The sequence below is a fragment of the Mycobacterium sp. Root135 genome (assembly GCF_001426545.1).
GTDB lineage: Bacteria > Actinomycetota > Actinomycetes > Mycobacteriales > Mycobacteriaceae > Mycobacterium.
Map to the genome: position 1 here is coordinate 499272 of NZ_LMEZ01000004.1, position 26240 is coordinate 525511.

Consider the following 26240-nt stretch of genomic DNA (forward strand, 5'->3'; position numbering starts at 1 on the left):
CTCACGCCCGTTCGGCGACCGCGGCAAGACCCGTCAGCGAGGACATCAGCGCGTCCTCGCCGGTGGCGCGGGCCCGCACCATCCGCTTCTCGTCGGTCAGCTGCGTCCAGTCGTAGGTGTGGGTGACGCGGGTGTGCGCGTCGTCGACTGGTGTCAGCTCCCACCGCCAGAGCTGCCCGGGTGGTGGCGAGCCCTGCTCAGACGGACGCCAGGCGATGAGCCGCCCCTCCTCGAACTCCACGACGTGGTTCTCCCGAACCCCGCCCTGGCTGATGGTCGTCAGGAAGACGTCCCCGACGCTGCGCACGCGTTGGCCCGTCGCCGCCTCGGCGAGGTTGTCGTTGCCGTCCCAGCTCGGTTGCTCGGCCGGGTCGGCAATGAGCTCGAAGATCCGGTCGGCCGGTGCGGAGATGTCGAGGCTGGCGCTGGCCACTCTGTCGTCCTGTCCCATGGGTCCATTCAACCGGGTCGTCTCGACCGGTGGAACGGGGTCCGGGGTCGCCCACGTAAACTAGGCGAAGACATAGCCTTAGACGGCTGACACCCCACTTGGCAGATGCGCTCGTTGGCGCCCGCCAGAACCGGAGTGCCATGCTCGCCATTCTCTACGCCCACGCGGTGGCCGCCCTCGTGGCGCCCGTTCTCGTGCAGCGTTGGGGACGACACGCCTTCTACGGTCTGGCGCTGGTGCCGCTCGGGTCACTGCCGTGGGTCGCGATGAACTGGCCGGGTCGAGGCGAGCAGACCGTCCACGTCCAGTGGGTCCCCGAGTTGTCGATGGACATCACGTTCCGCTTCGACGCGCTGGCCGCGATCATGAGCGTGCTCGTCCTCGCCGTCGGCGCGCTGGTCCTCTTCTACTGCGCCGAGTACTTCCACCACCACGACGGTCACACCGAACGCAGGCTGCCCAGCTTCGCCGCCGAACTCGTCGCCTTCTCCGGCGCCATGTTCGGGCTCGTCATCAGCGACAACATGCTGATGCTTTACCTGTTCTGGGAGCTGACGACGGTGTTGTCGTTCCTGCTGGTCGGTCATTACGCCGAGCGCGCCACCAGCAGACGAGCCGCCACCCAGGCCTTGCTGGTCACCACCGCCGGCGGCTTGGCCATGCTGGTCGGCATCATCATGCTCGGTGAGCTGGCGGGCACCTACCGCCTCTCCGAACTCGTCGAGGCGCCGCCCACCGGCCTGGCCGCGAGCGTCGCCGTCGTCCTCGTCCTGATCGGCGCGGTGTCGAAGTCCGCCCTGGTGCCATTCCACTTCTGGTTGCCCGGCGCCATGGCCGCGCCGACACCGGTCAGCGCCTATCTGCACGCCGCGGCCATGGTCAAGGCGGGCGTGTATCTCGTCGCGCGCTTGGCCCCCGGCTTCGCCGACTCGCCCGCCTGGCGGCCGATCATCGTCACTCTCGGTCTTGGGACCATGCTGCTTGCCGGGTGGCGGGCCGTGCGGGAGTACGACCTGAAGCTGATCCTCGCGTTCGGCACCGTCAGCCAGCTCGGGCTCATCACCCTGATGGTGGGCGTCGGCGGGCGCGACGTGATGCTCGCCGGCCTGGCGATGCTCTGTGCCCACGCGATGTTCAAGGCGGCGCTGTTCATGGTGGTCGGCATCGTCGACCACGCCACCGGTACGCGCGACATCCGCCGCCTGGCCTGGCTCGGCGATCGCCATCGACCGCTGCTGATCGTGGCCGTCTGCGCGACGGCGAGCATGGCTGCGCTGCCTCCGTTCCTGGGGTTCGTCGCCAAGGAAGCCGATCTCGCCACGCTGGCCGAGAGCGCGGCCCTGGGTGCCACCGCCCCCTGGGTCGTCGGCGGCGTGGTGTTCGGGTCGGTGTTCACCACCATCTACAGCCTGCGCTTCATCTATGGCGCATTTGCGCGCAAGGGCAGGGCCGAGCCAAGTCAGCGCGTCGCCGAAATGCACCGTCCGCCAATGACGTTCCTCGTACCGCCGGCAATCCTGGCGCTGGCGGGTCTGGCGTTCGGCGTCTGGCCGACCGGGCTCGACGACGTGCTCGACGACTACTCGGGCACGCTTCCCGGCGGCGGCGACTACCACCTCGCACTGTGGCATGGCGTGAACGTCCCGCTGCTGCTGTCGATCCTGGTGCTGGCCGCGGGCGTCGTCGCGTTCTTCGCCAGGAACCGGTTGCGGCGCGCGCGGTTGGGATACCTCCCACTTGGCAACGCCGACCGCATCTACGACTCGGTGATCCGCGGCACCGACGTCTTCGCGGTCCGGCTCACCGCGCTCACGCAGCGCGGCTCGATCCCCGCCACCCAGGCCGTCATCCTGTCGACGTTGGTGCTGCTGCCGACGGCCATGCTGGTGCTCGGCGCACGCAATCGTCCGGAGCTGAAGCTGTGGGATTCACCGCTGCAGGCGGTCGTCGGCCTGATCATCCTGGCCGCGGCGTTCAGCGCGACGGTGTTGCGCAACCGGCTGGCCGCCGTGCTGGTCGTCGGCGTGACGGGGTACGGCTGCGGCGCGATCTTCGTCTTTCACGGCGCACCCGACCTCGCCCTCACCCAGTTCCTGGTGGAGACGTTGACGCTGGTGATCTTCGTCCTGGTGCTGCGGACGCTTCCCGCGGAAGCCGATCAGGGCAACATCAACCGGCATCGGTTGCCACGCCTGGCGCTGTCGCTCGCCGTCGGCGCCACGGTGAGCACGCTCGCCGTGTTCGCGATGGCGGCGCGCACCACCCGGCCAATCGCCGACCTCCTTCCCGACGCCGCCTACTACCGCGGCCAGGGCTCCAACACCGTCAACGTGCTGCTGGTCGACATCCGCGCCTGGGACACCATGGGCGAGATCTCGGTGCTCCTGGTGGCGGCCACCGGTGTGGCGTCAATGGTGTTCCGCAACAGGCGGTTCGGCTCGGCACCTCGGGTGGCCGATGCTGGCCAGCCCGACATCGGACGCATCCCGGTGCTGCCGACCAGCCCTGCCGTCGGCGACATCACCTGGCTGCGCGGCAGCGAGCTCCGCGACCCCCGGTACCGGTCGCTGGTGCTCGAGGTGGCGACGCGAATCATCTTCCCGCTCATCATGGTGCTGTCGTTCTACTTCTTCTTCGCAGGCCACAACACCCCCGGCGGCGGTTTCGCCGGAGGGTTGACTGCCGGCTTGGCGTTGGTGCTGCGCTATCTGGCCGGTGGTCGATTCGAGCTCGGCGAGGCGCTTCCCGTCGACGCGGGCAAGGTGCTCGGGGTGGGCCTGGCCCTCTCGGCGGGTACCGCCGTCACGTCGCTGTTCTTGGGCGCGCCGGTGTTGTCTTCCGCGGTCTTCGAATTCGACGTCCCCGTGCTCGGCCACATCAAGCTCGTCACGGCACTGTTCTTCGACCTTGGGGTGTATCTGATCGTCGTCGGTCTGGTCTTGGACGTCCTGCGTAGCCTCGGCGCGCGGGTCGACGTGGAGATGGCGCAGCAGAATCAGGCGGCACGCCGATGACCGCCATCGTGCCGCTGATCCTCATCGGCGGACTCACCACGGCAGGGGTCTATCTCCTGCTCGAACGCAATCTCACGCGAATGCTGTTGGGGCTCTTGCTCGTTGGCAACGCCGTGAACATCCTGATCCTGACCGTCGGCGGGCCAGCCGGCAATCCACCCATCCGCGGCAGAGTCTCCGACGGTCAGACCGCCACCGCAGACCCGTTGGCGCAGGGCATGATCCTGACCGCGATCGTGATCTCGATGGGCATCGCCGCGTTCGTGCTTGCGCTGACGTACCGCTCGTATCGCTTGTCGCGCGACGAGGACGTCGCCAACGACCCAGAGGACACCAGAGTCTCCGAGCTGTCCGACAAGTCGGCCGTCGCCATCGACGAAGACCTCGTCACCCACGACCCGCACCGCGACACCGACGCGCCCGACGAACTGGACGCGCTGCCGGGACACGAGGGCTCCCGATGAACCTGTCTGCGGTGCTCACCCCGCTTCCCGTCCTGATCCCCACCCTCGCCGCGGCGGTCACGCTGTTCGCGGGCCGCACGCCACGGTTGCAACGCTCCATCGCGGTGGCGGCGTTGTCCGCGGTCGTCGCCGTCTGCGCGGCGCTGGTCTACCTCGCCGACCGGGACGGCACCATCGCCGTCCACGTCGGCGGGTGGGGTCAGTCGGTGCCCGGCATGGGACCGCTTGGCATCACCCTGGTGGTGGACCGGCTTTCGTCGCTGATGCTGCTGGTCTCGGCGATCGTGCTGCTCGCCGTCGTGTTCTACGCCATCGGCCAAGGCATCCGCGACGGTGACGAGCGGCAGCCGGTGTCGATCTTCCTGCCGACCTACTTGGTGCTGTCGGCGGGCGTGTGCACGGCGTTCCTCGCCGGTGACCTGTTCAACCTGTTCGTCGGTTTCGAGGTGCTGCTGTCCGCCAGCTTCGTGCTGCTGACCATCGGCGCCAGCACCGACAGGGTCAGGGCCGGCATCGCCTACGTGATGGTGTCGATGGTGTCGTCGCTGATCTTCCTGATCGGCCTCGCCATGATCTACGCGGCGGCCGGCACCCTGAACATGGCCGAGCTCTCACTGCGGCTGGAGGACATCCCGTCCGGCACCCGCAACGCGATGTTCGCCGTGCTGATGGTCGCGTTCGGCATCAAGGCCGCGGTGTTCCCGCTGTCGACCTGGCTCCCCGACTCCTACCCCACCGCACCCGCGCCGGTCACCGCCGTCTTCGCGGGCTTGCTGACGAAGGTCGGCGTCTACGCGATCATCCGGGCGCACTCGCTGTTGTTCCCCGGTGGCGCGCTCGACAACGTGCTGATGGTCGCGGCGTTGGTGACGATGCTGGTCGGCATCTTCGGCGCGATCGCCCAGAGCGACATCAAACGTCTGCTGTCGTTCACGCTGGTCAGCCACATCGGATACATGGTGTTCGGCATCTCACTGGGCAGTGCGCTCGGCATGTCCGGCGCGATCTACTACGTCGCGCATCACATCGTCGTGCAGACCACGCTGTTCCTCGTCGTCGGCCTGATCGAGCGGCAGGCGGGGGCGTCGACTCTGCAGCGGCTCGGCGGTTTGGCGGCAGCCAGCCCGCTGCTGGCCCTGGTGTTCTTCATTCCTGCACTCAACCTCGGTGGCATCCCGCCGTTCTCGGGCTTCATCGGCAAGGTCGCCCTGCTCGAGGCCGGCACCCAGGACGCTTCGGTGCTCGCCTGGATTCTGGTGGGGGGCAGCGTCGTGACGAGCCTGCTGACGCTCTACGTGATGGCAAGGGTGTGGACCAAGGCGTTCTGGCGTGCCCGCGCCGACGCCCCTGAAGGCGATCTCGCCGACGTCTCGCCGTCCTCCCTGATCGACGACTCCGTGGAGGACATCGCCCACGCCGACCGTGACGACGTCGGACGCATGCCGGTCGGCATGCTGGTGCCGACCGCGGCGCTCATCGCCGTCGGTTTGGCGCTGACGGTGTTCGCCGGTCCGATCTTCGCCTTCAGTGAGCGAGCGGCGGCCGAGGTGCTCGACCGTGGTCAGTACGTATCGGCGGTGTTGCGGCCGTGATGAGGCGAACCGTGTTGCTGCGGGTCTGGGTGGTGTGCTGGCTGACGCTGGTGTGGGTGCTGTTGTGGGGCAACGTGTCTGCGGCCAACGTGCTGGGTGGCGTCGCCGTCGCGTTGGTGATCACGCTGCTGTTGCCGCTGCCGCCGGTGCCCGTCGAGGGCAAGCTGCATCCGCTGTCGCTGGTCCGGTTGGTCGCGTTGATCGCCTACTACCTGGTGCTGTCGTCGCTTCAGGTGGCGTGGTTGGCGATCAAGCCGGGGCCGCCACCGCGCAGCGCCGTGCTGCGCGCACACGTGGCGATCAAGTCCGACCTGGTTCTGGCGTTGACGGTAAGCGTGCTCAACCTGATCCCCGGTGGCATCGTCCTGGAGATCGACCAGACGCGACGCATGATCTACGTCCACGTGATCGACGCGGGCACGGAGAAGTCCGTCGCGCGCTTCTACCGTCAGGTCGCAGACATCGAGCGCTTGATGATCGCGGCGTTCGAGAAGGACGCCGACTGGCGGGCGAGCGCGGAGAGGGAGGCTGACTCGTGAACACCGAGCGAGAAGCGCAGCGGGATCGCGCATGAACACCGTGTGGACCATCTCGGCGGTGATGCTGATCGCTGCCATCGCCATCACCATGTTCCGACTGCTCGCCGGCCCTGGAACGCTGGACCGCCTCGTCGCGCTGGATACCTTCGTCGCGGTCACGATGTGCTCGATCGGGACGTGGGCGGCCTACAGCCTGGACACCACCGTGACCTACAGCCTGACGGCGCTGGCGTTGATCAGCTTCGTGGGCTCGGTCAGCGTCGCCCGCTTCCGCGTTCGAGACACCGACCGGGCGGACGGGGAGCCCCAATGAGCGGCATCCTCGACGTACTGGCAGGCGTGCTGGTGCTGGCCGGTTCGACCTTGGCCCTGACCGCGGCGATCGGCGTGGTGCGGTTCCCCGACACCCTGTCGCGGATGCATGCCGCCACCAAACCGCAGGTCCTCGGGCTCTTGCTGGTGCTGATGGGTGCGGCCCTGCGGCTGCGCGGCCATCCCGACGTCGGAATGTTGATCCTGGCCGGGCTCTTCACCCTCATCACCGCGCCGGTGGTGGCCAACCGCGTCGGGCAACTCGCGTATCGGGAGCAGAGCTTCCGCGACGACTTGCTGACCAAGGACGACATGGCGGACCGCCCCGAGGACTGACGACTTGTCAGTGGTCGAATGTATGTTCGAATCATGTCCGGAGCGGCAGTGCGAGAGGCGTTGGCGGCGGTGCGCGCCGCCTACGACGCGCTGGCGGCCTGCGACGTCGACCTGCTCACCCGCCAAGAACTGTTGGAGACCCTCGACGAACTCGAGACGCTGACCTGCCAGCTGCCCACGCAGACGCACCGATTGCTGGCCCGGCTCCAGCTGGAGACGACGGCGAAGGAGCTCGGCGCCAAGTCATGGCGGGACGCGCTCAGGATTCGGTGGCGCATCTCGAGCGCAGAAGCCGGGCGTCGACTGACCGACGCCGCGCTGCTGGGACCTCGGGGCGCACTGAGCGGTGAGCCGCTCGAGCCGGTGCTCCCCGCGACCGCCAAGGGGCAAGCGCTGGGGCTTCTCAACGACGAACACGTCGAGGTGATCCGCAAGGCGATGGCGCGGATGCCGGGCTTCGTCGACCCGATCACCCGCGGACAGATCGAAGTGGACCTGGTTCGTACGGCAACCAGTGTCGGCCCCAAGGAACTGAAGGACTCCGCCGACCTGACACTGTTCCTGCTCGACCAGGACGGTCCCCCACCCGACGAGACCGAGCGCGACCGCAAGCGTGGGATGTCGAAGGGTAAACAACGCCACGACGGAATGACGCCGATCACCGCCAACCTCACCCCCGAGGCGTGGGCCGTCTGGGAGGTGATCTTCGCGAAGTACGCCGCACCCGGGATGTGCAATCCCGCCGACGCCGAACCCTGCACCTCCGGAACACCGTCACAGGAGCAGATCGACAACGACCACCGCAGCCTCGCCCAACGGCAGCACGACGCGATGGTCGTCGTCGGCCGCATCGCCTTGATGAGCGGCAATCTCGGTCGGCTCAACGGGCTGCCGGTGTCGGTGATCATCCGAACCACGTTGCAAGACCTGGAGTCCCGCGCTGGAGTGGGCGTGACTGGCGGTGGCACGGTGATGCCGATTGGCGACGTCGTCCGGCTCGCCGGCCATGCCAACCACTACCTGGCGGTGTTCGACGGCGCCACCGGGTCGGCCCTGGACTTGTTCCGCACCCGCCGGGTGGCGTCGGCGGCGCAACGGATCATGTTGATCGCCCGCGACGGCGGCTGCACAAAACCGTGCTGCACCGTCGGCGCGTACGGCTCGCAGATCCATCACGCCCGGCGCGACTGGGCGGCCGGCGGGCTCACCAACGTCGACGATCTCGCCCTGGCGTGTGGGCCCGACAACCGCATGGTCGACGCCAAGGGTGGGTGGACCACCACCGTCAACGCCCGCGGGGACGTCGAGTGGGCACCGCCGCCGCAGCTGGACACCGGCCAGGCGCGGATCAACCACTACCATCGCCCCGAACGGCTGCTGTACCCGCCAGACGACGCGGAAGCGCTGTGGCACAACGACGATCCCGAGCAACCCGGTGGACCGGCACCGCCCGCTGACCAGGTGGCGTGAGTGCATCCGGGCCGTCGAGCAGGCCCGGGGTACGGCCGTGCCCTCTGGCCCGCCGGCAGGCTAGTCCGGCGCTCCACCGTCGGCGAGCTGAAACTCGATCATCGCGGCGACGGTCTCGACGGCGTCCCGCAGTGCGTCCAGCCGGGCAGACGCCGACGGCGCTTCGAGCACCGCGTACCGGTCGGCTTGGCCCATCGGCACGCGGGACGACAACGCGTACAACCGCTTTCCGGCGTCGTCTCCGGGTTCCGGCTCGCCGAGCATCTCGGAACGAGACGGAAGTGTCGCCTCCTGCGCGGCGGCGACCCGGTCGAAGATCGACATCAGGCGGTCCTCGACCACGGCGATGTCGTCACCGGTGACGGTCGGGCCCGGCTCGTCGGGCCACACCTCGACGTCGGCGCGCGGGTACGGGTCGTCGTCGAGCCATGACGCCACGCGGATCCGCTCCCGCATCTCGCATTCCAACAGGTAGCGGCCGTCGCCAAGATCCCGGTACTCCACGATGTGCGCCATCGAGCCGACGTCGCACCTGGCGTCCGCGCCCCCGACCTCACGCCCCGCGGCGATCAGGACGACGCCGAACTCGCGTGACCCATCCAGGCATTCGCGCACCAGTGCGCCGTAGCGGGGCTCGAAGATGCGTAGCGGCAGGTCCTCACCCGGTAGGCGTACGGACTCCAGCGGGAACATCGGACTTATCGTCACTGGTATCGCTTACCCGCCCGCGAACCTACAGAACCAGCTCGGCGATGAGCGCGTCGACCACGGTCCGAAGATTGCCGTCGTTGTCGTCGGCGACCTGCCGCTGGCGCTGATACGACGCGCCCGTCTGGTAGATGCTGGACACCTGCGCCAGCTCGTCGGCGCAGCCAAGCGACTTCGCAACCGGTTCCAACTTGTTCAGCAGGTCGTCGAGATCCTCGGTGACAAGACGCTCGTTGCTGTCCTCGTCGAGGATGATGACCGCGTCGAGGCCGTATCGCGCGGCCCGCCACTTGTTCTCCTGGACGTGCCACGGCGGCATCGTCGGCAGGTGTTCGCCCGCGTCGAGGCGGCGGTCCAGGTCGACGATCAAGCAGTGGGTCAGCGCCACCAACGCACCGAGTTCGGCGATGTTGGAGATACCGTCGAAGATGCGCACCTCGATGGTGCCCAGATGAGGCGAAGGCCGTATGTCCCAACGGATTTCGTTCATGTGGTCGATGATGCCGGTCTTCTTCTGATCGTGAACGAACTGTTCGAACTGCGACCACTCCTGGAAGTGGAATGGCAGGCCCGCGGTCGGCAACTGCTGAAACATCATCGCCCGGTTGCTGGCATAGCCGGTGTCGCTACCGTCCCAGTACGGCGACGAGGCCGACAGCGCCAACAGGTGCGGGTAGTGGTTGAGCAGCGAGGTGATGATCGGCATCACCTTGTGCGCCGACGAAACCCCGACGTGCACGTGCACGCCCCAGATCAGCATCTGCCTGCCCCACCACTGGGTGCGCTTGATCAGCTCGGCGTAGCGCGGCGCGTCGGTCAGCTGTTCGGCCGACCACTTGGCGAACGGATGGGTGCCCGCGCAGAACAGCTCCATCCCGCGGGCCCGCACGATCCGGCGGGCCGGGGCGAGGGTCGCCCGAAGATCGTCCATCGCCTCGGCAGAGTTGTCACAGATTCCCGTGACGACTTCCACGGTGTTGCGCAGCAATTCCTTGTGGACGTGCGGACTCTCACCGATTTCGGCGATCACCGCGGCCGCTTCGTTGCTCAGCTCACGCGTGCTGGGGTCGACGAGCGCGAACTCCCACTCAACCCCGATGGTCGGCCGGGCCGACCCCTTGAAGTCGATCCGTTGGGGCCGCGGACCGACCGTCGACTCACTCGGGGGAAATGACACCGCACGCCACCCGCTTGCCGGCGTCGCCGGTGGCCATCGTCATCTCGTCGGGGCCGGGCGTACCGTTCACCTGCTGGTAGCGCTCCGGCGGGATGTTGGCGAAGTTGTCGGCCTTCTCGTGGATGATGATGGCCGTCTTGGTGCCGGCCTCCAGATCCGCCGCGGTGAAGGCGTCGGTGGTGGTCACCGACATCGCCGAACCGTCGGCACGCACCTGCAGCGAGGAGAGGTCGCCGCTGGCCGGATGCCCGGAGTGGCCGCCGACCTGGAAGTGCGCACCCGCGGAGTTGAAGTCGGCGGGCGCGCCGCCGGTCGGTGCGACCGAGGCCGGCTCACACTTGCCAACCGAGTGGATGTGCATGCCATGGAAACCGGGCGTCAACTGCCCCGACGCGGTGGTCTTGACGGTGACCGTGGCGTACCCGCCGGAGAATACGAACTCCGCGGTTGCCACCGAGGTGCCGTCGGCGGTCTTCAGATCGGCGGTAAGCGTCTCGCCGGTCGCCGTCGCAGAAGCTTCGGCGCCCTCTCCTGCCTCGCCAGCGCCTGCCGGCGGCGGCGAACCGGTCCACACCGGCGGGGTGGTTCCAGGCTGCGTGGCGACGGGCTCGTATGGGGAGCACGCGGCCGCGATGGGAACGATGAGTGCCGCGGCGGCGAGAAGGCGGAGCGGGGCAGAGATCGGCATGCCGGAAAGCCTAACCGGTGACCGCCACGATCACGCCGGGCGGTTGTTCTGCGACCGCGGGTGTCCTGGGTTCGACGGGCGCGCCGAGCAGCGTGCCGATCTCGTCGGCCGCTTCCTTCTCCCCCGGCGCCTCGCCGAAGTACACGGTCGTCGCGGTCACACCCTCCAGGGTGAGGTTCCCGGTTTCGGTGACGTTCCACTCCGCGTCGCGCAGTCGGGTGGCGGTCTGATCGGCCAGGCCGGCGATCTCGGAGGTGTTGAACACCCGGACGTCGGGCTTGGCGGCGGCCGGTTCAGTCGTCTCAGACGTCGGAGCCGCGGTGGTGGTCGCGGTGGTGGTGGCACCCGCCGAGCTGGCGTCGTCGTCATCGCTTGAGCCGAGGGCTTGGAAGCCGACCAACAGAAACACGACACCGAGAAACAGCAGCACCATGACCATGGCGCGCAGCGGCAACCCGGAGGAGTCTCGTTGATTCATCGCACTCACTGTATCGAGCCGCCCCCGTAGGGCGAAAACCGTTAGGTACCGATCACGTCACGTCGAAGCCGAGGCGGCGCGCGGCCCGGGCCTTTTGGCGACTGGCCCGCACGCGTCGGAGTCGCTTCACCAGCATGGGATCGACGGCGAGGGCTTCGGGACGGTCGACCAGTGCGTTGAGCACCTGGTAATACCGCGTCGCCGACATGGAGAAGAGTTCTTTGATTGCGTCTTCCTTGGAACCCGCGTACTTCCACCACTGCCGTTCGAACGCAAGGATGTCATGTTCGCGGCGGTTCAGGCCGTCGGCGAGAGCCTCGTCGTCCCCGGACTTTTCAGTCCGCGCAATGGCGCCGTCCATTTGCTCTGTGGACCCTTCCAAACACTCAAGACATTCCGGTGGTGACGGCCCACATTCAACCACGGCAGACCCGTCAGAGCCGTGACCCTTGCCCGCGAGTCGGCAGCCGAGAGCCCGCCCACTAATCTTCTCCGCATGGCCGTCGTACCCATCCGCATCGTGGGAGATCCAGTCCTGCACACTGCGACCAGTCCGATCCCCGTCGGTGACGACGGATCGCTGCCCGCCGATCTGGCGAATCTCATCGAAGATCTATACGACACGATGGACGAAGCCAACGGTGTCGGGTTGGCCGCCAACCAGATCGGGGTCTCCAAGCGCGTGTTCGTCTACGACTGCGCCGACGAGCGCGGTCGCGCGACCCGCCGTCGTGGCGTGATCGTCAACCCGGTGCTCGAGACCTCCGAGGTTCCCGAGACGATGCCCGATCCCGACAACGACGACGAGGGCTGTCTGTCGGTTCCCGGCGAGTCGTTCCCGACCGGCCGGGCCAGCTGGGCGCGCGTGACGGGACTCGACGCCGACGGGACGCCCATCACGCTGGAGGGCAACGGCCTGTTTGCCCGGATGTTGCAGCACGAGACGGGACACCTCGACGGGTTCCTCTACGTCGACAAGTTGATCGGCAGGCATGCCCGTGCGGCAAAGCGGGCGGTGAAGTCCAACGGTTGGGGCGTGCCGGGGCTGTCGTGGACGCCCGGCGAGGATCCCGACCCGTTCGGGCACTGATGTTCCGCCGTGGTTGAGCTTCCCGAGGTCGGCACCAGGGTCAGCCTGCGATACCGCCTGCCCGCGGGTTCGGTGCCGCCGATGAGCGACGTCGTCGGGCATCTGCGAGAGGTCGGACCGACGCTGCTGGTCGAGACGAAGGCCGGCGACGTGGTGACCGTCTCGACGGCCGACATCGTGTCGATCAGGCCCTTGTCGGCCGCGCCGGTGCGCAACCGCGACATCCGCAACCTCGAACACGCCGCGGCACTGGGCTGGCCCGGGGTCGAGCACGAGTGGCTCGACGGCTGGCTGCTCCGGTTCGGACACGGCGTCACCCGGCGGGCGAATTCGGCGGTGCCGCTGCTGCCCACCCCCGGCGAGCACCTCGACGAGATCGCCGACTGGTACGCCGCCCGCGGGGTGCCTCCGCTACTTGCCGTGCCGGACCGGCTCTTCCGCCTGCCGCCCGATCAGCCGACCGACGGTGAGAACGTGGTGATGGCACGGCAATTGACCGATCGCGCCGCCAGCGCCTCGGTGTCGACGACGTCCAGGCCGGGCGACGCGTGGTTGCGCCTGCATCCCCGGCAGGTTCCGGTGGAGGTGCTCACCGCAGTCGTCGACGGCGTGGTTGCGTTCGGGACACTCGAGGACGCCGCGGTCGGTCGGGTGGCCGTCACCGTGGCGCCCGACGGCACCCGGTGGGCCGGGCTGTCGTCGGTCCACGTCGCGGAGGACGCCCGTCGTCGCGGGCTGGCGCGGACGCTGTGCGACGGACTGCTGGGGTGGGCCTTCGAACAGGGCGCGACCCGCGCCTACGTGCAGGTCTTGTCGGAGAATGCGGCTGCTACGAGCCTCTACCTGTCCATGGGGTTCGGCGAGCATCACCGCTCCCGCTACGTGTCGCTAGGGTAACCGCGTGCGAATCGCCACCTGGAACGTCAACTCCATCCGCTCCCGAATCGATCGGGTCACCAGCTGGCTGGAGCGCGCCGACGTCGACGTGCTGGCCATGCAGGAAACCAAGTGCAAGGACGACCAGTTCCCGACGATGCCGTTCGCCGCGTTGGGCTACGAGGTGGCGCACGTCGGGCACAGCCAGTGGAACGGTGTGGCGATCGCGTCGAGGGTCGGGCTCGACGACGTCGAACTCGGCTTCGCGGGCCAGCCCGCGTTCAACGACGCCGACGAGGCCAGGGCTATCGGCGCCACGTGCGGCGGGGTGCGGGTCTGGAGTCTCTACGTGCCCAACGGCCGCACGGTCGAGGATCCGCACTACACGTACAAGCTGGAATGGCTTGCCGCACTTGACAAGACGTCCTCCGGGTGGCTAGCCGACGATCCGACGGCGCCGATCGCGCTGGTCGGGGACTGGAACATCGCGCCGACCGACGACGACGTGTGGGACGTCGAGGTGTTCAAGGGCAGCACCCACGTCACCGAACCGGAGCGGGCGGCGTTCCGGTCCATCGAGGGTCGGTTCGCCGACGTGGTCCGGCCGTTCACCCCACCGCCGGGCAACTTCACCTACTGGGACTACACGCAGCTGAGATTCCCCAAGCGCCAAGGCATGCGCATCGACTTCATCCTCGGATCGGAAGCGCTGGCCGCCCGGGTGACCCACGCCGAGATCGCGCGCGACGAACGCAAGCCCGGCAAGAAGGGCACGCCAGCACCGAGTGACCACGCACCGGTGTGGGTGGATATCGGCGGCTGACGCCTAGGTCACGCCGCGTTGTCGGCGCCCGCCTCCGAACCGTAGCGGCCCGGGTTGAACAGCGACGCCGCCGCACCGAGCAGCATCATCACCGCGGCGGCGATGAACACCACGCTCAGCCCGGAGTGGAACGGTTCGGTGATGAGCTGCGGGAAGAACGTCTTTCCGGTCAGCACGTCGGCGTTCACGCCGGGCTGGGTCAGCGCGCCCGACGGCCCGAGCAACTCGCCCATCGGGTTGTAGCCGAGGAACGCGGCGAAGAGGCTGCCCACCGGCGGCAGGTTGGCCACGTCGTTGGCGACCGAGGCCGAGACCCCCTGCGCCTGAAGGCCGGTGCTCATCGCCGAGGGCAGGGTGTGGGCCAGGCCGACGATCATCAGCGAGAAGAAGACGCCGATCGACAGCGATGAGCCCGCGTTGAAGAACGTGGCGCGCACCCCGGAGGCGGCGCCACGCTGGGCGGCGGGCACGCTCGACATGATCGCCGCGGTGTTGGGGGCGGTGAAGATGCCGCCGCCAAGACCGTTGAGGAACACCAGCAATGCGAAGACCCAGTAGTCGAAGTTGACGGGGATCAGCACCAGCGCGATGAACGTCGCGGCCATCAGCAGCATGCCGCCGACGGTGAACGGTCGGGCGCCGAAGCGGTCCGACAGCGAACCCGCGATGGGTCCGGCCACCAGGAAGCCGACGGTGATGGGCAGCAGATAGATACCCGCCCACAGGGGAGTGGACTCGAAGCTGTAGCCGTGCAACGGAAGCCAGATGCCCTGCAACCAGATGATGAGCATGAACTGGAGGCCGCCGCGGCCCATCGACGACATCAGGCCGGCGAGGTTGCCCATGCCGAACGAGGCGGACTTGAACAACCGGATGTCGACCATCGGCGAGTCGACGTGCAGTTCGATGAAGCAGAATGCCACCAGCAGCAGCAGGCCAATTCCGATGGCGCCGAGCACCATTGGGTTGGTCCAACCGGTGGTGTTGTCACCGTAGGGCTGGATGCCGTAGGTGATGCCTGCGAGCAGCACCGTCAGCCCGAGCCCGAAGGTCAACGTGCCGGGCCAGTCCAGCTTGCCGGGGGTGCGGGCACCGAGCTCGCGCAGCGACCGGACGCTCCAGATCGTCCCCGCGATGCCGATCGGCACGCCGACCCAGAAGATGGCCTTCCAGTGCCATTCGGACAGGAATCCGCCGATCAGCAGGCCGAGGAACGAGCCGGCGACGGCCGAGACCATGTTGACGCCGAGGGCCATGCCTCGCTGGTTGGCGGGGAACGCGTCGGTGAGGATCGCCGACGACGAGGCCATCAGCATCGCGCCGCCGACGCCTTGGACCACACGCCAGCCGATCAGCCACAAGGCGCCACTGCCGAGGTGGAACGGGTCGAACGACAGCGCGACCGCGGCGACGGTGAACACGACGAAGCCCCAGTTGTAGATCTTGACCCGGCCCAACATGTCGCCGAGCCGACCGAAGGGGACCACCAGCACCGCGGTGACCACCAGGTAGCCCATCAGCATCCACAGCAGGTAGCTGACGTTGCCAGGCGCTAGGGGGTTGAGACCGATGCCGCGGAAGATCGCGGGCAGTGAGATCAGCACGATGGAGGCGTTGATGGTGGCCAGCAGCGTGCCAAGTGTGGTGTTGGACAACACGACCCACTTGTAGTGCGGGTGGTCGTGGTCCATCCGACGCCGTCGGGTGGCGGTTTGGGCGAGCGCTTCGTCGGTCTTCGTCATCTCGATCTCAGTCGTCATCAGTTCGCTTCACGTATCGACAGGCGGTGCACGGAGCCGCCCCGGCGGCGACATCCGCTCCAGCGGGCCACATTGCCCAAAACACATATGTTAGCTATACAAAACATCTCATGGCAATTCCTATTCCCCACTCCCCTCGCGTACCGGCCAGATCCTGAGGTACGTTGACTTCCGTCCGCGCGGGAGCGCACGCAAGTGCGCTGAGAGGACGGCTAGAGCGCCGTCGACCGTATGAACCTGACCGGGTAATGCCGGCGTAGGGAGTATTGAGATGGATCGCATCTACCTACCCTTGAGCACGTGAACTTCCTTCCGCTGACCCCGCCGGGGCAGGCTCCGCTGCGTGTGTTGACCATCGCCGGCACCGACTCCGGTGGTGGTGCAGGCATTCAGGCCGACCTGCGCACGTTCGCGCTGCTCGGCGTGCACGGCTGCGTATCGGTCGCCGCCGTCACGGTGCAGAACTCGGTGGGCGTCAAGGCCTTTCACGAAATCCCCGTCGACGTGGTGGCCGGGCAGATCAGGGCCGTCGCCGAGGACATCGGCATCCAGGCCGCCAAGACGGGCATGTTGGCGTCCTCGGAGATCATCGGCGCCGTCGCCGAGACGTGGCGCGACCTGTCCGCCGAGGGCTTGGCGCCACCGCTGGTCGTGGATCCGGTCTGCGCCTCGATGCACGGCGATCCGCTGTTGCACCCGTCGGCGCTGGACGCGATGCGCAACGAGCTCTTCCCGTTGGCCACGCTGGTCACCCCGAACCTCGACGAGGTGCTCCTCATCACCGGAATCGAGGTCGTGGACGCCACCACCCAGCGCGACGCGGCCAAGGCCCTTCATGCCCTCGGGCCGAAGTGGGCGCTGGTCAAGGGCGGGCACCTTCGGTCGTCGTCGCACAGCCCCGATCTTCTGTTCGACGGCACCGCCTTTCACGAATTCGACGCCGAGCGCATCGACACCCCCCACGATCACGGCGCGGGTGACACGCTGGCCGCCGCGACGGCCACGGCGTTGGCCCACGGCCACTCGGTGCCCGATGCGGTGGCCTTCGGCAAGCGCTGGATCACCGAATGTCTGCGCGCCGCATACCCGTTGGGGCATGGGCACGGCCCGGTGTCGGCACTCTTCCGGCTCACCACGTGAGCTTCGAGGCCATCGCCGGCGTCGCCCACGCACCGGCGGGTGACGCCACCGGCATCGTCCTGCTGACCCACGGCGCGGGCGGCAACCGCGAGTCGCCGATGCTGATCAGGCTGTGCGACGAGTGGGCGGCGCGCGGCTGGCTGGCGGTGCGCTACGACCTCCCGTTCCGTCGGCGTCGCCCCAAGGGTCCGCCGTCGGGCTCGGCGGCCTCCGATCAGGCCGGCGTCGGTGAGGCGGTTGCGTTGGCCCGTTCGCTGACCACGGGACCCGTGCTCGTCGGCGGTCATTCCTACGGTGGCCGGATGACGTCGATGGCGGTCGCCGACGGGTTGGCCGTCGAGGTGTTGACGCTGTTCTCCTATCCGCTGCATCCGCCGGGCAAGCCCGAACGCGCACGCACCGAACACCTTCCCCGCATCACCGTTCCGACGGTGTTCACCCACGGCACCTCCGACCCGTTCGGCACGATCGAAGAAATTCGATCGGCCGCCGCCCTGGTCGCTGGTCCCACCGAGGTCGTCGAGGTGACGGGCGCCCGCCACGATCTCGGCTCCAAGACACTGAACGTCCCCGCCTTGGCCGTCGACGCCGCACTCCGGTCATTGCGGCCCTGATCCTGCTATCTTCCGGGGATGACCTGGCCGTCGGGAGACCCGAATCAGCCGCCTGCGTACCAGCACCCCGCTCCGCAGTACCCGCCGCCGCCGCCACTGCCCTATCAGCAGAATCCGTACGGTCCTCCGGGGCAGTACGGCCAGCCGCAGCCCGGCTACCCCTATGCCCCGCCACCGAAGAAGTCCCGCAAGGGCCTCATCATCGGGCTGTCGGTGGGTGCCTTCCTGCTGGCCGCGTGCGTCGTGGGGGCCGCGGTGTTCTTCATCGTCGCCACCAAGGACAAGGTCATCGCCACCGATCTGGCCGTCGGCGACTGCCTCACCGAGATCCCGGACGCCTCACTGGTCCAGTTGGTGCCAAAGACCGACTGCAGCCAGCCGCATGCCGGTGAGGCATACGCGGTCCTGACCATGCCCGACGGCGCCTACCCGGGTGAAACGGTCATCACCGACTGGCAGAACAAGTGCCCCGCCGAACTGGAGTCGTACTCCCCGTCCGCCATGGAGGACTCGTCGGTCGGCGTGTTCGTCCTCTACCCGACGGCCGAGACGTGGGGTCAGGGTGACCGGGCCATCGTCTGCATCGCCACCACCGAGGACAAGCGCACCGGTTCGATCAAGGGCTGACGGCCGAACTGGCACTACCGATACCTGAGGTACCGTCTTGCCATGACTTCGGAGCATGCCTGGGGCGAGCGAAGCGACGGGGGAAATTACGACGCAGTCATCGTCGGAGCAGGGTTCGCGGGAATCGGCGCAGCCATTCAGCTCAAGCGCAACGGCGTCGACGACTTCGTCATCCTGGACCGCGAGGACGACCTCGGCGGCACCTGGTACGTCAACCACTACCCCGGCCTTGCCGTGGACGTGCCGACCACGACCTACTCGTACTTCTTCGAGCCCAACCCGAACTGGTCACGCCTGTTCACCCCGGGCCCGGAGATCAAGCAGTACGCCGACGACGTCGCCGACAAGTACGACGTCCGCAAACACATGCGCTTCAACACCGTCGTCGAGGGTGCGCGTTGGGACGAGGACGCCAGCCACTGGCGGATCGCCCTGGCCGGCGGCGCGACGCTGACCGCCCGCTACCTCGTCACCGCCACGGGATTCCTGTCCCAGCCCGCGATGCCCGACATTCCGGGCATCGCCGACTTCGCGGGCAAGGTCGTCCACACCACTCAGTGGGAGGACGACTTCGACCCCGAGGGACGCCGCATCGCGGTGATCGGCACCGGCGCCACCGCCGTGCAGCTGATCCCCGAACTCGCCAAGCAGGCCGCCGACGTCACGGTCTACCAGCGCACCCCGATCTGGGTGGTGCCGAAGATCGACGTGCGGTTCAGCGAGCGGACCAAGCGGCTGTTCGCGCGAATCCCGTTGACCCAGCGCGTCCTTCGTTGGCTGACCGATTCGATCTACGAGGTGATGGTCTCGGTCGGGGTGCGGCACTATCGCACCTTCCGCGGGCGATTCAACATCTCGGCCGCCGACCTGTCCCGGATGCATCGCTTCGCGGTGATCCGCGATCCCGATCTGCGCCGCAGGCTGACCCCGGACTACGACTTCGGCTGCAAGCGACCGACGTTCTCCAACGGGTACTACCGGGCGTTCACCAAACCGCACGTGCACCTGCAGGACGCGGGCATCGACCACATCGTCGCCGACGGCATCGTCGGCAAGGACGGTACGAAGAACGTCATAGACACCCTGGTGCTGGCGACCGGCTTCGACCTCTGGGAAGCCAACTTCCCCGCCATCGAGGTCATCGGTCGTGAGGGTCGGGATCTGGGAAAGTGGTGGCGCGACACCAGGTTCCAGGCCTATCAGGGTGTGTCGATGCCGTACTTCCCGAACTACTTGAGCTTGGCGAGCCCGTATGCGTTCCTCGGACTGAACTTCTTCAACACGATGGAATACCAGATGCAGCTGATGGGCCGGCTGCTGACCGAGGTGAAGCGCCGCGGTGCGACGACGTTCGAGGTGACCGAGGAAGCCAACGCCGCGTTCCTCGACCGGATGACCGAGCTGCTCGGCGACTCGCTGTTCACCAACGGCAACTGCGGCAGCGCTCATTCGTACTACTTCAACCCGGCGGGTGAACCGACCCTGCTTCGGCCGTCATCCACCGAGACGGCCATCAAGGAAGCATCCGAGTTTCCGTTGACCGACTACCAGATTGCCTGACGAGAGGATCGGTACGTGCCGAAAGAGCAGAGTTCGAAGTCAGCCACGTTCGCCGGATTGGCCTTGGCCGGAACGGGTGTAGCGCACTTCGTCCGACCTGAGCTGTTCGAGGGCATCACGAAGTCGGCGTTTCCCAACGACACGGCGCGCTTCCTCAAGATCAACGGCGGACTCGAGACGGCACTGGGTCTCGGTGTGGCCCTGCCACAGACCAGGAAGCTGGCCCTGGTCGGACTGCTCGGGTATGGCGGCTACCTGGTCGTCAACGCCATCCGTAATCGCTGACGCGCGACAGCTAGCACCGGCGCTCAGCTAACTGTCAGCCCAGCGTCCCAGGGTTTCGGTCACGCGGCAGTTAACCTGCTCAACGTGCCCGATGTGACCAGAGTGACGGATGGGACGATGCTGTCCCGGCGCAACGTCCTCATGGGCGTCGTCGCATCGGTGGCGGGCATCGCCTTGGTCCGCTGCGGCGCGGGTGGCTCGAGCCACGCCGCACCGGCAGCCGCGCCCCCGCCACCGGTTGGACTGCCGACGCCACCGCCGTGGCCCGAGCTGCTTCCCGCTCCGCCACCGCAGACGCGGATCGCGCTTCCCGGCGGCGGGGTGCTCAGCGCCTTGCCCGGCCCCGGCGATCTGCTGTCACTGACCCTCGACGACGGCGTCGACTCCGGGGTGGTGCGGGCGTACGCCCAGCTGGCCAAGGACACCGGCATCCGCCTGACGATGTTCGTCACCGGCGTGTACGCGTCGTGGACCGACAACCACGACCTGTTGCTGCCCCTGGTGGAATCTGGTCAGATCCAGCTGGGCAACCACACCTGGATTCATCCAGACCTGACGAAGCTGACCGGCAGCCGGATCGCCGACGAGCTGCGGCACACCGACCAATTCATCAGGGACACCTTCGGCGTGGACGCCACGCCCTACTACCGACCGCCCTACGGCGCGTACAACGATCTGGTCCAGTCGGTGGCCGCCGACTTTGGCTACACCCAGACCGCGCTGTGGGACGGCAACATCGGCGACGACCAGATCCTGGCGCCGAGGGACATCGTCGTCAACGCCGACAAGTACTACGTGCCGCAGAAGATCGTCATCGGACACCTCAACCACCCGCCGGTCACGGGCGTCTACCGCGAACTGGTCGACATCATCCATGACCGCCGCCTGCGCACGGTCACCCTCAACGACGTGTTCTCCAAGCCCGAGGCCAGCCGCCTGACGTCGGCCTATCCCACCTGAGCGATCTACGCTGTCACGCGTGGCCGTGCCAGAACCGCCTGCCCTGCGACGCACCCTCGGCACCGCGGACGCCGTCACCGTCGGACTCGGCTCGATGCTCGGTGCGGGCGTCTTCGTTGCGCTCGCACCCGCCGCGGCTGCCGCGGGATCGGCGCTGCTGGTCGGACTCGCCGTCGCCGCGGTCGTGGCGTACTGCAACGCCACGTCGTCGGCCCGGCTTGCCGCGCTCTACCCACGGTCCGGCGGCACCTACGTCTACGGCCGGGAACGGCTCGGCCCGTTCTGGGGCTACCTCGCCGGGTGGAGCTTCGTCGTCGGCAAGACCGCGTCGTGTGCGGCGATGGCCCTCACGGTCGGCGTCTACGCGTGGCCCGCCAACGCCCACGCCGTGGCGGTCGGCGCGGTGGTGGCGCTGACCGCGGTCAACACCGTCGGGGTGCAGAAGTCGGCGTGGGTCACCAGGATCATCGTGGCCGTCGTGCTCGCGGTGCTGGCGACGGTCGTCGTCGCGATCGCCACCTCGGGGCGCGCCGACGCGTCGCATCTGGCGTTGCGCGACGCGAGCGCGCTCGGGGTGCTGCAGGCGGCCGGACTGTGCTTCTTCGCGTTCGCCGGGTACGCGCGCATCGCCACGCTGGCCGAGGAGGTGCGGGATCCGGTGGCGACGATCCCGCGCGCGATTCGTATCTCGCTGGGTCTCGTCCTGGTGGTGTACGCGGCGGTCGCGGTTGCCGTGCTTGCCCAATTGGGCAGTGCCGAAATGGCTTCCGCGACGGCACCCTTGGCCGACGCGGTGACGGCCGCGGGTTACCCGGGGCTGACGCCGGTGGTGCGGGTGGGTGCGACGATCGCGGCGCTCGGTTCACTGCTCGCGCTGATCCTCGGGGTGTCGCGCACCGCGCTGGCCATGGCGCGCGATCGCCATCTGCCGCAGGCCCTGGCCGCCGTGCATCCGCGATTCGCAACGCCGTATCGCGCGGAGCTCGTCGTCGGAGCCGTCGTCGCCGTGCTCGCAGGCGTACTCGACCTACGGGGCGCCATCGGGTTCTCGTCGTTCGCCGTGCTGGTGTACTACGCGATCGCCAACGCCTCGGCATTCACGTTGGGCGCCAGGATCATTCCGCTCGCGGGACTCGTCGGGTGTCTCGTGCTGGCGTTCACCCTGCCGGTGGCATCGGTGCTCACCGGGGTCGCCGTCGTGCTTCTCGGCGCGGCGCTGTACGCAGTCAGCCGCTCGCGCCGAGCGTGAAGTCGTTGGCGAAGAACCGCCGAAAGGTCGTACACGACTTCACACTCGGCACGCGAAGTTAGACCGCGCCGTCGACGAGCACCGACGCCGCGCCGGCCATGTGCGCGCGCACCGCGTCGGCCGCCGCAGTACCGTCGCCAGACTCGATCGCGTCGACGATCTCCAGGTGACGTTTGGCGTCCATGTTCTTCAGTGCCCGTTCCACTCCGGCGTACATGATCGACATCCGGATGCTGCCCTCCAGCGACGACCAGGAGTGCATCAGCGTCTCGTTGCCCGACAGCCGGCACAGCGTCCGGTGAAAGCGCAGGTCCGCCTCGATGCGGTCCTCGAGGTTGGAGGCCGCCCAGCGCTCCATGCCCTCGACGGCTCCGCGGAGTTCGGCGACGACGTCGGCGCGGTCCGGTTGCGACGCCAATTCGCTTGCGGCCAAGGCCTCCAACGCCGCGCGGACGCCGAAGATGTCGCGGATCTCCTTGGTGTCGAGGTGCCGCACCGAGAGCCTGCCCCTGGCGCCCGCCGAGATCAGACCCTCCTGCTGGAGTTGACGCATGGCCTCGCGCAACGTGCCGCGGCTGATCTGCAGCGCCTCGGACAGTTCCGTTTCGACCAGATGCGTGCCGGGCTGAATCTGTCCGGTGGTGATGGCCTTGCGCAACGCCGAGAGCGCTTGTTCCCGCAGACTGGTCTTCTCCAGGCGCAGGAATCCGGGTTCGGCCGTCATTCGTCGCCCTTCGAGTGTCAACACTTGAATGTCGACATCGATGCTACAGCCGGTCCAGGACAGAGGCGACGATCCGACACGTCGACAGGCCGTACCGATCGTGCAGGGTGGGCAGCGCACCCGCGGCGAGGAATTCGTCGGGCAGCGCGATGGGCGTGACCTGCTTGCCGAGCCCGCGGCGCACCATGGCCGACGCCACCGTCTCGAACAGGCCGCCGACGACGGTGTGGTTCTCCAGCGTCACGGCCAGGCGGTCGGTGTCGATCTCACGCAGCACCGTCTCCTCGTCGAACGGCTTGATGGTGGGCGTGTGGACGACGGCGGCGTCGACGCGGTGGGCGGCGAGTTCTTCGGCCGCCAGCAGCGCCCGCATCGTCATCAGCCCGCTGGAGACGAAGACGACGTCGGTTCCTGGACGCACCACCTTGGCCTTGCCGAGTTCGAAGGTGTAGTCGTACTCGTCGAGCACGGTGGGCACGTGGCCGCGCAGCAGCCGCAGGTAGGTCGGTCCCGGGGTCTCCGCGAGTTGGGGCACTGCCTGCTCGATGTCCACCGAGTCGCAGGGGTCGACGATCGTCAGCCCCGGGATGCCGCGGAAGATGGCCATGTCCTCGGTGGCCTGGTGCGACGGGCCGTAACCTGTTGTCAGACCGGGCAATCCGCCGACGATGTTGACGTTGAGGCCTGGCTCGGCGATGTCGAGGCAGATGAAGTCGTAGGCCCGTCGGGTGGCGAACACCGAGTAGGTCGACGCGAACGGAATCAGCCCCGTCTCCGCCATTCCCGCGGCGGCGCCGAACAGCAGTTGCTCGGCCATGCCCATCTGGAAGTAGCGGTCCGGCATCGCTTGGGCGAAGACGTGCATGTCGGTGTACTTGCCGAGGTCGGCGGTCATCCCGACGATGCGCTCGTCGGCGCGGGCCGCGGCGACCAGGGCATGGCCGAACGGCGCGGAGGTGGTGCGTTGACCGGGATCGGCGAACGAGGCGATCATCGCCGAGGTGCGCAGTGGCGCTTGAGCTGTCATGCGGGTACTCCTTCGTAGCCGAGGGTCAGCTGCTCACGGCAGATCTGCCACTCGTCGGCGTCGATGCGCATGAAGTGCGCCTTCTCCCTGTTCTCCAGCAGCGGCACCCCGCGGCCAACCTTGGTGTCGCACACGATGACTGCTGGCTGACCGGTCGGCGCCGACCGTTCCGCGACCGCGTCGAAGGCCTCGAGCAGCGCCCCGACGTCGTTGCCGTCGACGCGTTGGGTGAACCACCCGCAGGCGGCCCACTTGTCGCCGATCGGCTCGGTGCGCAGCACGCCGGCAGTGGGACCATCGGCCTGCAGTGCGTTGACGTCGACCATGGCGATCAGGTGGCCGAGGCGGTGATGGCTGGCTCCCATCGCCGCTTCCCACGTGGAGCCCTCGTCGAGCTCTCCGTCGGAGAGGAAGTTGACCACCCGCGACGTCGACCCCTGATGTCGCAATCCGAGGGCCATGCCGACCGCGACGGTGAGACCGTGCCCGAGCGAACCGCCGGAGATTTCCATTCCCGGTGTGTAGCTTGCCATTCCGGACATCGGCAACCTGGAGTCGTCACTGCCGTAGGTGTCGAGCTCGGAGGCCTCCACGATGCCGGCCTCGGCGAGCGCGGCATACAGCCCGATCGCGTAATGGCCGGTCGACAGCAGGAACCGGTCGCGCTCTGCCCAGTGCGGGTCGTCGGCGCGGTACCGCAGCTGGTCGGCGTAGACGCAGGCGAACATGTCGGCAGCGCCGAGAGCCTGCCCGACGTAGCCCTGCCCCTGCGCCTCCCCCATGTCGAGGGCGTGATGCCTGGCGCGGTAGGCGGCTGCTTCGACGGTCTGGCGGCGCATCAGACGGCCAGCTCGTGTGACTCGGTGGTGGCCTTGTCGGCGAGCCGTCGCTCACGCGGCCCCCACGTCTCCCGCGTCGTGACGGCCGCCAGCAGCCCGATCGCCATGTAGCTGCTGAACAGCAGCGCCGGGCCCATCCAGCCGATCCACTCGAACAGCAAGGTGGTGATGAACGGCGTGAAGCCGGAGACCATGGCCGAAATCTGGTATGCCAGTGAGGCTCCCGAGGCGCGGGTGTTCGCGTTGAACAGCTCGGGGAACCAGGCGCCCTGAGCACCGGCCAGGGCGTTCTGGCACACCCCGTAGGCAATGACGAAGGTCGCGACGATCAACATCATCAGGCCGGTGTTCACCAGCATGAACATGATGACGCCGAACGGGATGCCAAAGGCGGTGACCCACAGGTAGACCGGCCGCCTGCCAATCTTGTCGGTAAGCCTGGCCCAGGCCATGGTCGCGACGATGCCGAGGGCGGATGCGACGCACAGCGCCAGCAACGTCTCGGTCTTGGTCGCCAGCTGCGCACCCTTGAGGTAGGAGATCATGTAGGTGATGGACACCGCGTAGCCGGCGGTCTCTGCGATGCGAAGGCCGATGCCGCGCACGATGTTTCGCCAGTCAGTCTTGACGACCTCGACGATCGGCGACTTCACGATGTCGCCCTTGTCCTTGACGTCTTCGAAGACGGGCGACTCGGGCACCTTGGCCCGGATGATCAGGCCGACGATGACCAGGAAGATGCTCGACAGGAACGGCACCCGCCACGCCCAGTCACCGTCGAGATGGACGCTGACGAGGAAGACCAAGTTGGCCAGCAGCAGTCCGACGGGGAAGCCGGCCTGCACGATGCCGGTGTAGCGGCCCTTCTGCTTCCAGGGGGCGTGCTCGTAGCTCATGAGGATCGCGCCGCCCCACTCGGCGCCGAACGCCAAGCCCTGGATGATGCGGACGGTGACCAGCAGGATCGGCGCGACAATGCCGACCGATTCGTAGGTGGGCAGCAGACCGATGGCGAAGGTGGCCACACCCATCAGAATGAGCGACGCCACCAGCACCGGCTTGCGGCCGACCTTGTCGCCGAGGTGGCCGCCGATGATGCCGCCGAGCGGACGGGCGGCGAAGCCCACACCGAGAGTGGCGAACGCCGCCAGGGTGCCGGCCACCGGGCTTGCGCCCGGGAAGAACGCCGTGCCGAAATAGAGGGCGGCGGCGGTGCCGAATCCGATGAAGTCGTAGGTCTCGATGACGGCGCCGACGCCGGAACCGATCGCGACCCGTCTGGCGTCCTTGGTGCCGCGCACCGGACCCCGCATCTCCAGAGCGTCATCGCTCATGGGCTCATCCTTTCAAGTCAATCCCACCAGGGCAATCACGGTCACTGTTGACGGTCAACAGTCCGTTGCGTCACCCAGTGTGACCCCGCGCACATTCATTGTC

At 67.8% G+C, this 26240-nt stretch carries 28 protein-coding genes and 1 riboswitch; of the genes, 17 read left to right on the forward strand and 11 right to left on the reverse strand.

The window, feature by feature from the left end; translation table 11 throughout:
- Nucleotide 1 precedes the first annotated feature (1 nt).
- Nucleotides 2–451, reverse strand: coding sequence for an SRPBCC family protein (locus ASD37_RS10085; RefSeq protein ID WP_056550806.1), 450 nt, complete (start codon nucleotides 449–451; stop codon nucleotides 2–4).
- A gap of 140 nt (nucleotides 452–591) precedes the next feature.
- Here ASD37_RS10085 and ASD37_RS10090 point away from each other — a divergent pair, with 140 nt between their 5' ends.
- From ASD37_RS10090 to ASD37_RS10120, 7 genes are read left to right on the forward strand one after another with little or no spacing between them, the layout of a single operon-like run.
- Entirely contained in the window at nucleotides 592–3465 is a 2874-nt protein-coding gene (locus tag ASD37_RS10090; RefSeq protein WP_056550807.1) for a Na+/H+ antiporter subunit A, read from the forward strand.
- Nucleotides 3462–3929, forward strand: a complete 468-nt coding sequence (locus ASD37_RS10095) for a Na(+)/H(+) antiporter subunit C (protein WP_056550808.1) — start codon at nucleotides 3462–3464, stop codon at nucleotides 3927–3929. Before ASD37_RS10090 ends, ASD37_RS10095 begins: the two co-directional genes overlap by 4 nt.
- Nucleotides 3926–5521: a Na+/H+ antiporter subunit D gene (locus ASD37_RS10100; protein WP_056550809.1), complete on the forward strand. Its 1596-nt coding sequence runs from the start codon at nucleotides 3926–3928 to the stop codon at nucleotides 5519–5521. The genes ASD37_RS10095 and ASD37_RS10100 overlap by 4 nt, the downstream gene beginning before the upstream one ends.
- A complete protein-coding gene (locus ASD37_RS10105; protein ID WP_056551049.1) occupies nucleotides 5521–6060 on the forward strand; it encodes a Na+/H+ antiporter subunit E in 540 nt (179 codons plus the stop codon). The genes ASD37_RS10100 and ASD37_RS10105 overlap by 1 nt, the downstream gene beginning before the upstream one ends.
- Before the next feature lie 31 nt (nucleotides 6061–6091).
- A complete protein-coding gene (locus ASD37_RS10110) occupies nucleotides 6092–6373 on the forward strand; it encodes a monovalent cation/H+ antiporter complex subunit F (protein WP_056550810.1) in 282 nt (93 codons plus the stop codon).
- Nucleotides 6370–6708 carry a monovalent cation/H(+) antiporter subunit G gene (gene mnhG / locus ASD37_RS10115; RefSeq protein ID WP_056550811.1) on the forward strand — a complete coding sequence of 113 codons (339 nt, stop codon included), beginning with the start codon at nucleotides 6370–6372 and terminating at the stop codon, nucleotides 6706–6708. The genes ASD37_RS10110 and mnhG overlap by 4 nt, the downstream gene beginning before the upstream one ends.
- Nucleotides 6709–6726: 18 nt before the next feature.
- Complete coding sequence (locus ASD37_RS10120) at nucleotides 6727–8178, forward strand: DUF222 domain-containing protein (RefSeq protein WP_056550812.1); 1452 nt, start codon at nucleotides 6727–6729, stop codon at nucleotides 8176–8178.
- 60 nt (nucleotides 8179–8238) lie between these two features.
- On the opposite strand, the gene ASD37_RS10125 is transcribed toward ASD37_RS10120, so the two are convergent.
- From ASD37_RS10125 to ASD37_RS10145, 5 genes are read right to left on the reverse strand one after another with little or no spacing between them, the layout of a single operon-like run.
- Nucleotides 8239–8871: an LON peptidase substrate-binding domain-containing protein gene (locus ASD37_RS10125; RefSeq protein ID WP_056550813.1), complete on the reverse strand. Its 633-nt coding sequence runs from the start codon at nucleotides 8869–8871 to the stop codon at nucleotides 8239–8241.
- Between the two features lie 40 nt (nucleotides 8872–8911).
- On the reverse strand, nucleotides 8912–10063 hold the full coding sequence (locus ASD37_RS10130; RefSeq protein WP_056550814.1) for a glutamate--cysteine ligase: 1152 nt from the start codon (nucleotides 10061–10063) through the stop codon (nucleotides 8912–8914).
- Entirely contained in the window at nucleotides 10044–10751 is a 708-nt protein-coding gene (locus tag ASD37_RS10135; RefSeq protein WP_056550815.1) for a superoxide dismutase family protein, read from the reverse strand. Before ASD37_RS10135 ends, ASD37_RS10130 begins: the two co-directional genes overlap by 20 nt.
- A 10-nt stretch (nucleotides 10752–10761) precedes the next feature.
- Complete coding sequence (locus tag ASD37_RS10140) at nucleotides 10762–11229, reverse strand: LytR C-terminal domain-containing protein (protein ID WP_056550816.1); 468 nt, start codon at nucleotides 11227–11229, stop codon at nucleotides 10762–10764.
- A gap of 52 nt (nucleotides 11230–11281) precedes the next feature.
- Nucleotides 11282–11590 carry a DUF3263 domain-containing protein gene (locus ASD37_RS10145; RefSeq protein ID WP_056550817.1) on the reverse strand — a complete coding sequence of 103 codons (309 nt, stop codon included), beginning with the start codon at nucleotides 11588–11590 and terminating at the stop codon, nucleotides 11282–11284.
- Nucleotides 11591–11725: 135 nt separating this feature from the next.
- Between ASD37_RS10145 and ASD37_RS10150 the strand changes: the two genes are divergently transcribed.
- Genes ASD37_RS10150 through ASD37_RS10160 form a run of 3 tightly spaced genes read left to right on the forward strand, consistent with a single transcriptional unit; the run spans nucleotide 11726 to nucleotide 14018 of the window.
- Nucleotides 11726–12319, forward strand: a complete 594-nt coding sequence (locus tag ASD37_RS10150; RefSeq protein ID WP_056550818.1) for a peptide deformylase — start codon at nucleotides 11726–11728, stop codon at nucleotides 12317–12319.
- Nucleotides 12320–12328: 9 nt separating this feature from the next.
- Nucleotides 12329–13216, forward strand: coding sequence for a GNAT family N-acetyltransferase (locus ASD37_RS10155; protein WP_056550819.1), 888 nt, complete (start codon nucleotides 12329–12331; stop codon nucleotides 13214–13216).
- Nucleotides 13217–13220: 4 nt separating this feature from the next.
- Nucleotides 13221–14018: an exodeoxyribonuclease III gene (locus tag ASD37_RS10160; protein WP_056550820.1), complete on the forward strand. Its 798-nt coding sequence runs from the start codon at nucleotides 13221–13223 to the stop codon at nucleotides 14016–14018.
- 8 nt (nucleotides 14019–14026) lie between these two features.
- On the opposite strand, the gene ASD37_RS10165 is transcribed toward ASD37_RS10160, so the two are convergent.
- Nucleotides 14027–15778 carry an MFS transporter gene (locus tag ASD37_RS10165; protein WP_200959826.1) on the reverse strand — a complete coding sequence of 584 codons (1752 nt, stop codon included), beginning with the start codon at nucleotides 15776–15778 and terminating at the stop codon, nucleotides 14027–14029.
- Between the two features lie 169 nt (nucleotides 15779–15947).
- Nucleotides 15948–16060: riboswitch (TPP riboswitch) on the forward strand.
- A gap of 18 nt (nucleotides 16061–16078) precedes the next feature.
- Between ASD37_RS10165 and thiD the strand changes: the two genes are divergently transcribed.
- From thiD to ASD37_RS10200, 7 genes are all read left to right on the forward strand, one after another.
- The gene (gene thiD, locus ASD37_RS10170) at nucleotides 16079–16918 is read left to right on the forward strand and encodes a bifunctional hydroxymethylpyrimidine kinase/phosphomethylpyrimidine kinase (protein ID WP_056550821.1); all 840 of its coding nucleotides are present in this window, start codon (nucleotides 16079–16081) and stop codon (nucleotides 16916–16918) included.
- Nucleotides 16915–17532 carry an alpha/beta family hydrolase gene (locus ASD37_RS10175; RefSeq protein WP_056550822.1) on the forward strand — a complete coding sequence of 206 codons (618 nt, stop codon included), beginning with the start codon at nucleotides 16915–16917 and terminating at the stop codon, nucleotides 17530–17532. Before thiD ends, ASD37_RS10175 begins: the two co-directional genes overlap by 4 nt.
- A gap of 18 nt (nucleotides 17533–17550) precedes the next feature.
- Nucleotides 17551–18159, forward strand: a complete 609-nt coding sequence (locus tag ASD37_RS10180) for a septum formation family protein (protein WP_056550823.1) — start codon at nucleotides 17551–17553, stop codon at nucleotides 18157–18159.
- Between the two features lie 42 nt (nucleotides 18160–18201).
- Nucleotides 18202–19719 carry an NAD(P)/FAD-dependent oxidoreductase gene (locus ASD37_RS10185; RefSeq protein WP_056550824.1) on the forward strand — a complete coding sequence of 506 codons (1518 nt, stop codon included), beginning with the start codon at nucleotides 18202–18204 and terminating at the stop codon, nucleotides 19717–19719.
- Between the two features lie 15 nt (nucleotides 19720–19734).
- Nucleotides 19735–20004, forward strand: coding sequence for a hypothetical protein (locus tag ASD37_RS10190; protein WP_056550825.1), 270 nt, complete (start codon nucleotides 19735–19737; stop codon nucleotides 20002–20004).
- An 84-nt stretch (nucleotides 20005–20088) separates the two neighbouring features.
- Complete coding sequence (locus tag ASD37_RS10195) at nucleotides 20089–20964, forward strand: polysaccharide deacetylase family protein (RefSeq protein ID WP_235568045.1); 876 nt, start codon at nucleotides 20089–20091, stop codon at nucleotides 20962–20964.
- A 19-nt stretch (nucleotides 20965–20983) separates the two neighbouring features.
- On the forward strand, nucleotides 20984–22213 hold the full coding sequence (locus ASD37_RS10200) for an APC family permease (protein ID WP_082570057.1): 1230 nt from the start codon (nucleotides 20984–20986) through the stop codon (nucleotides 22211–22213).
- A gap of 58 nt (nucleotides 22214–22271) precedes the next feature.
- On the opposite strand, the gene ASD37_RS10205 is transcribed toward ASD37_RS10200, so the two are convergent.
- From ASD37_RS10205 to ASD37_RS10220, 4 genes are read right to left on the reverse strand one after another with little or no spacing between them, the layout of a single operon-like run.
- Entirely contained in the window at nucleotides 22272–22937 is a 666-nt protein-coding gene (locus ASD37_RS10205; protein WP_056550826.1) for a GntR family transcriptional regulator, read from the reverse strand.
- Between the two features lie 43 nt (nucleotides 22938–22980).
- The gene (locus ASD37_RS10210; protein ID WP_056550827.1) at nucleotides 22981–23964 is read right to left on the reverse strand and encodes a transketolase family protein; all 984 of its coding nucleotides are present in this window, start codon (nucleotides 23962–23964) and stop codon (nucleotides 22981–22983) included.
- Nucleotides 23961–24803 carry a transketolase gene (locus ASD37_RS10215; protein ID WP_056550828.1) on the reverse strand — a complete coding sequence of 281 codons (843 nt, stop codon included), beginning with the start codon at nucleotides 24801–24803 and terminating at the stop codon, nucleotides 23961–23963. The genes ASD37_RS10210 and ASD37_RS10215 overlap by 4 nt, the downstream gene beginning before the upstream one ends.
- The gene (locus ASD37_RS10220; RefSeq protein WP_056550829.1) at nucleotides 24803–26137 is read right to left on the reverse strand and encodes an MFS transporter; all 1335 of its coding nucleotides are present in this window, start codon (nucleotides 26135–26137) and stop codon (nucleotides 24803–24805) included. Before ASD37_RS10220 ends, ASD37_RS10215 begins: the two co-directional genes overlap by 1 nt.
- Between the last annotated feature and the right edge of the window lie 103 nt (nucleotides 26138–26240).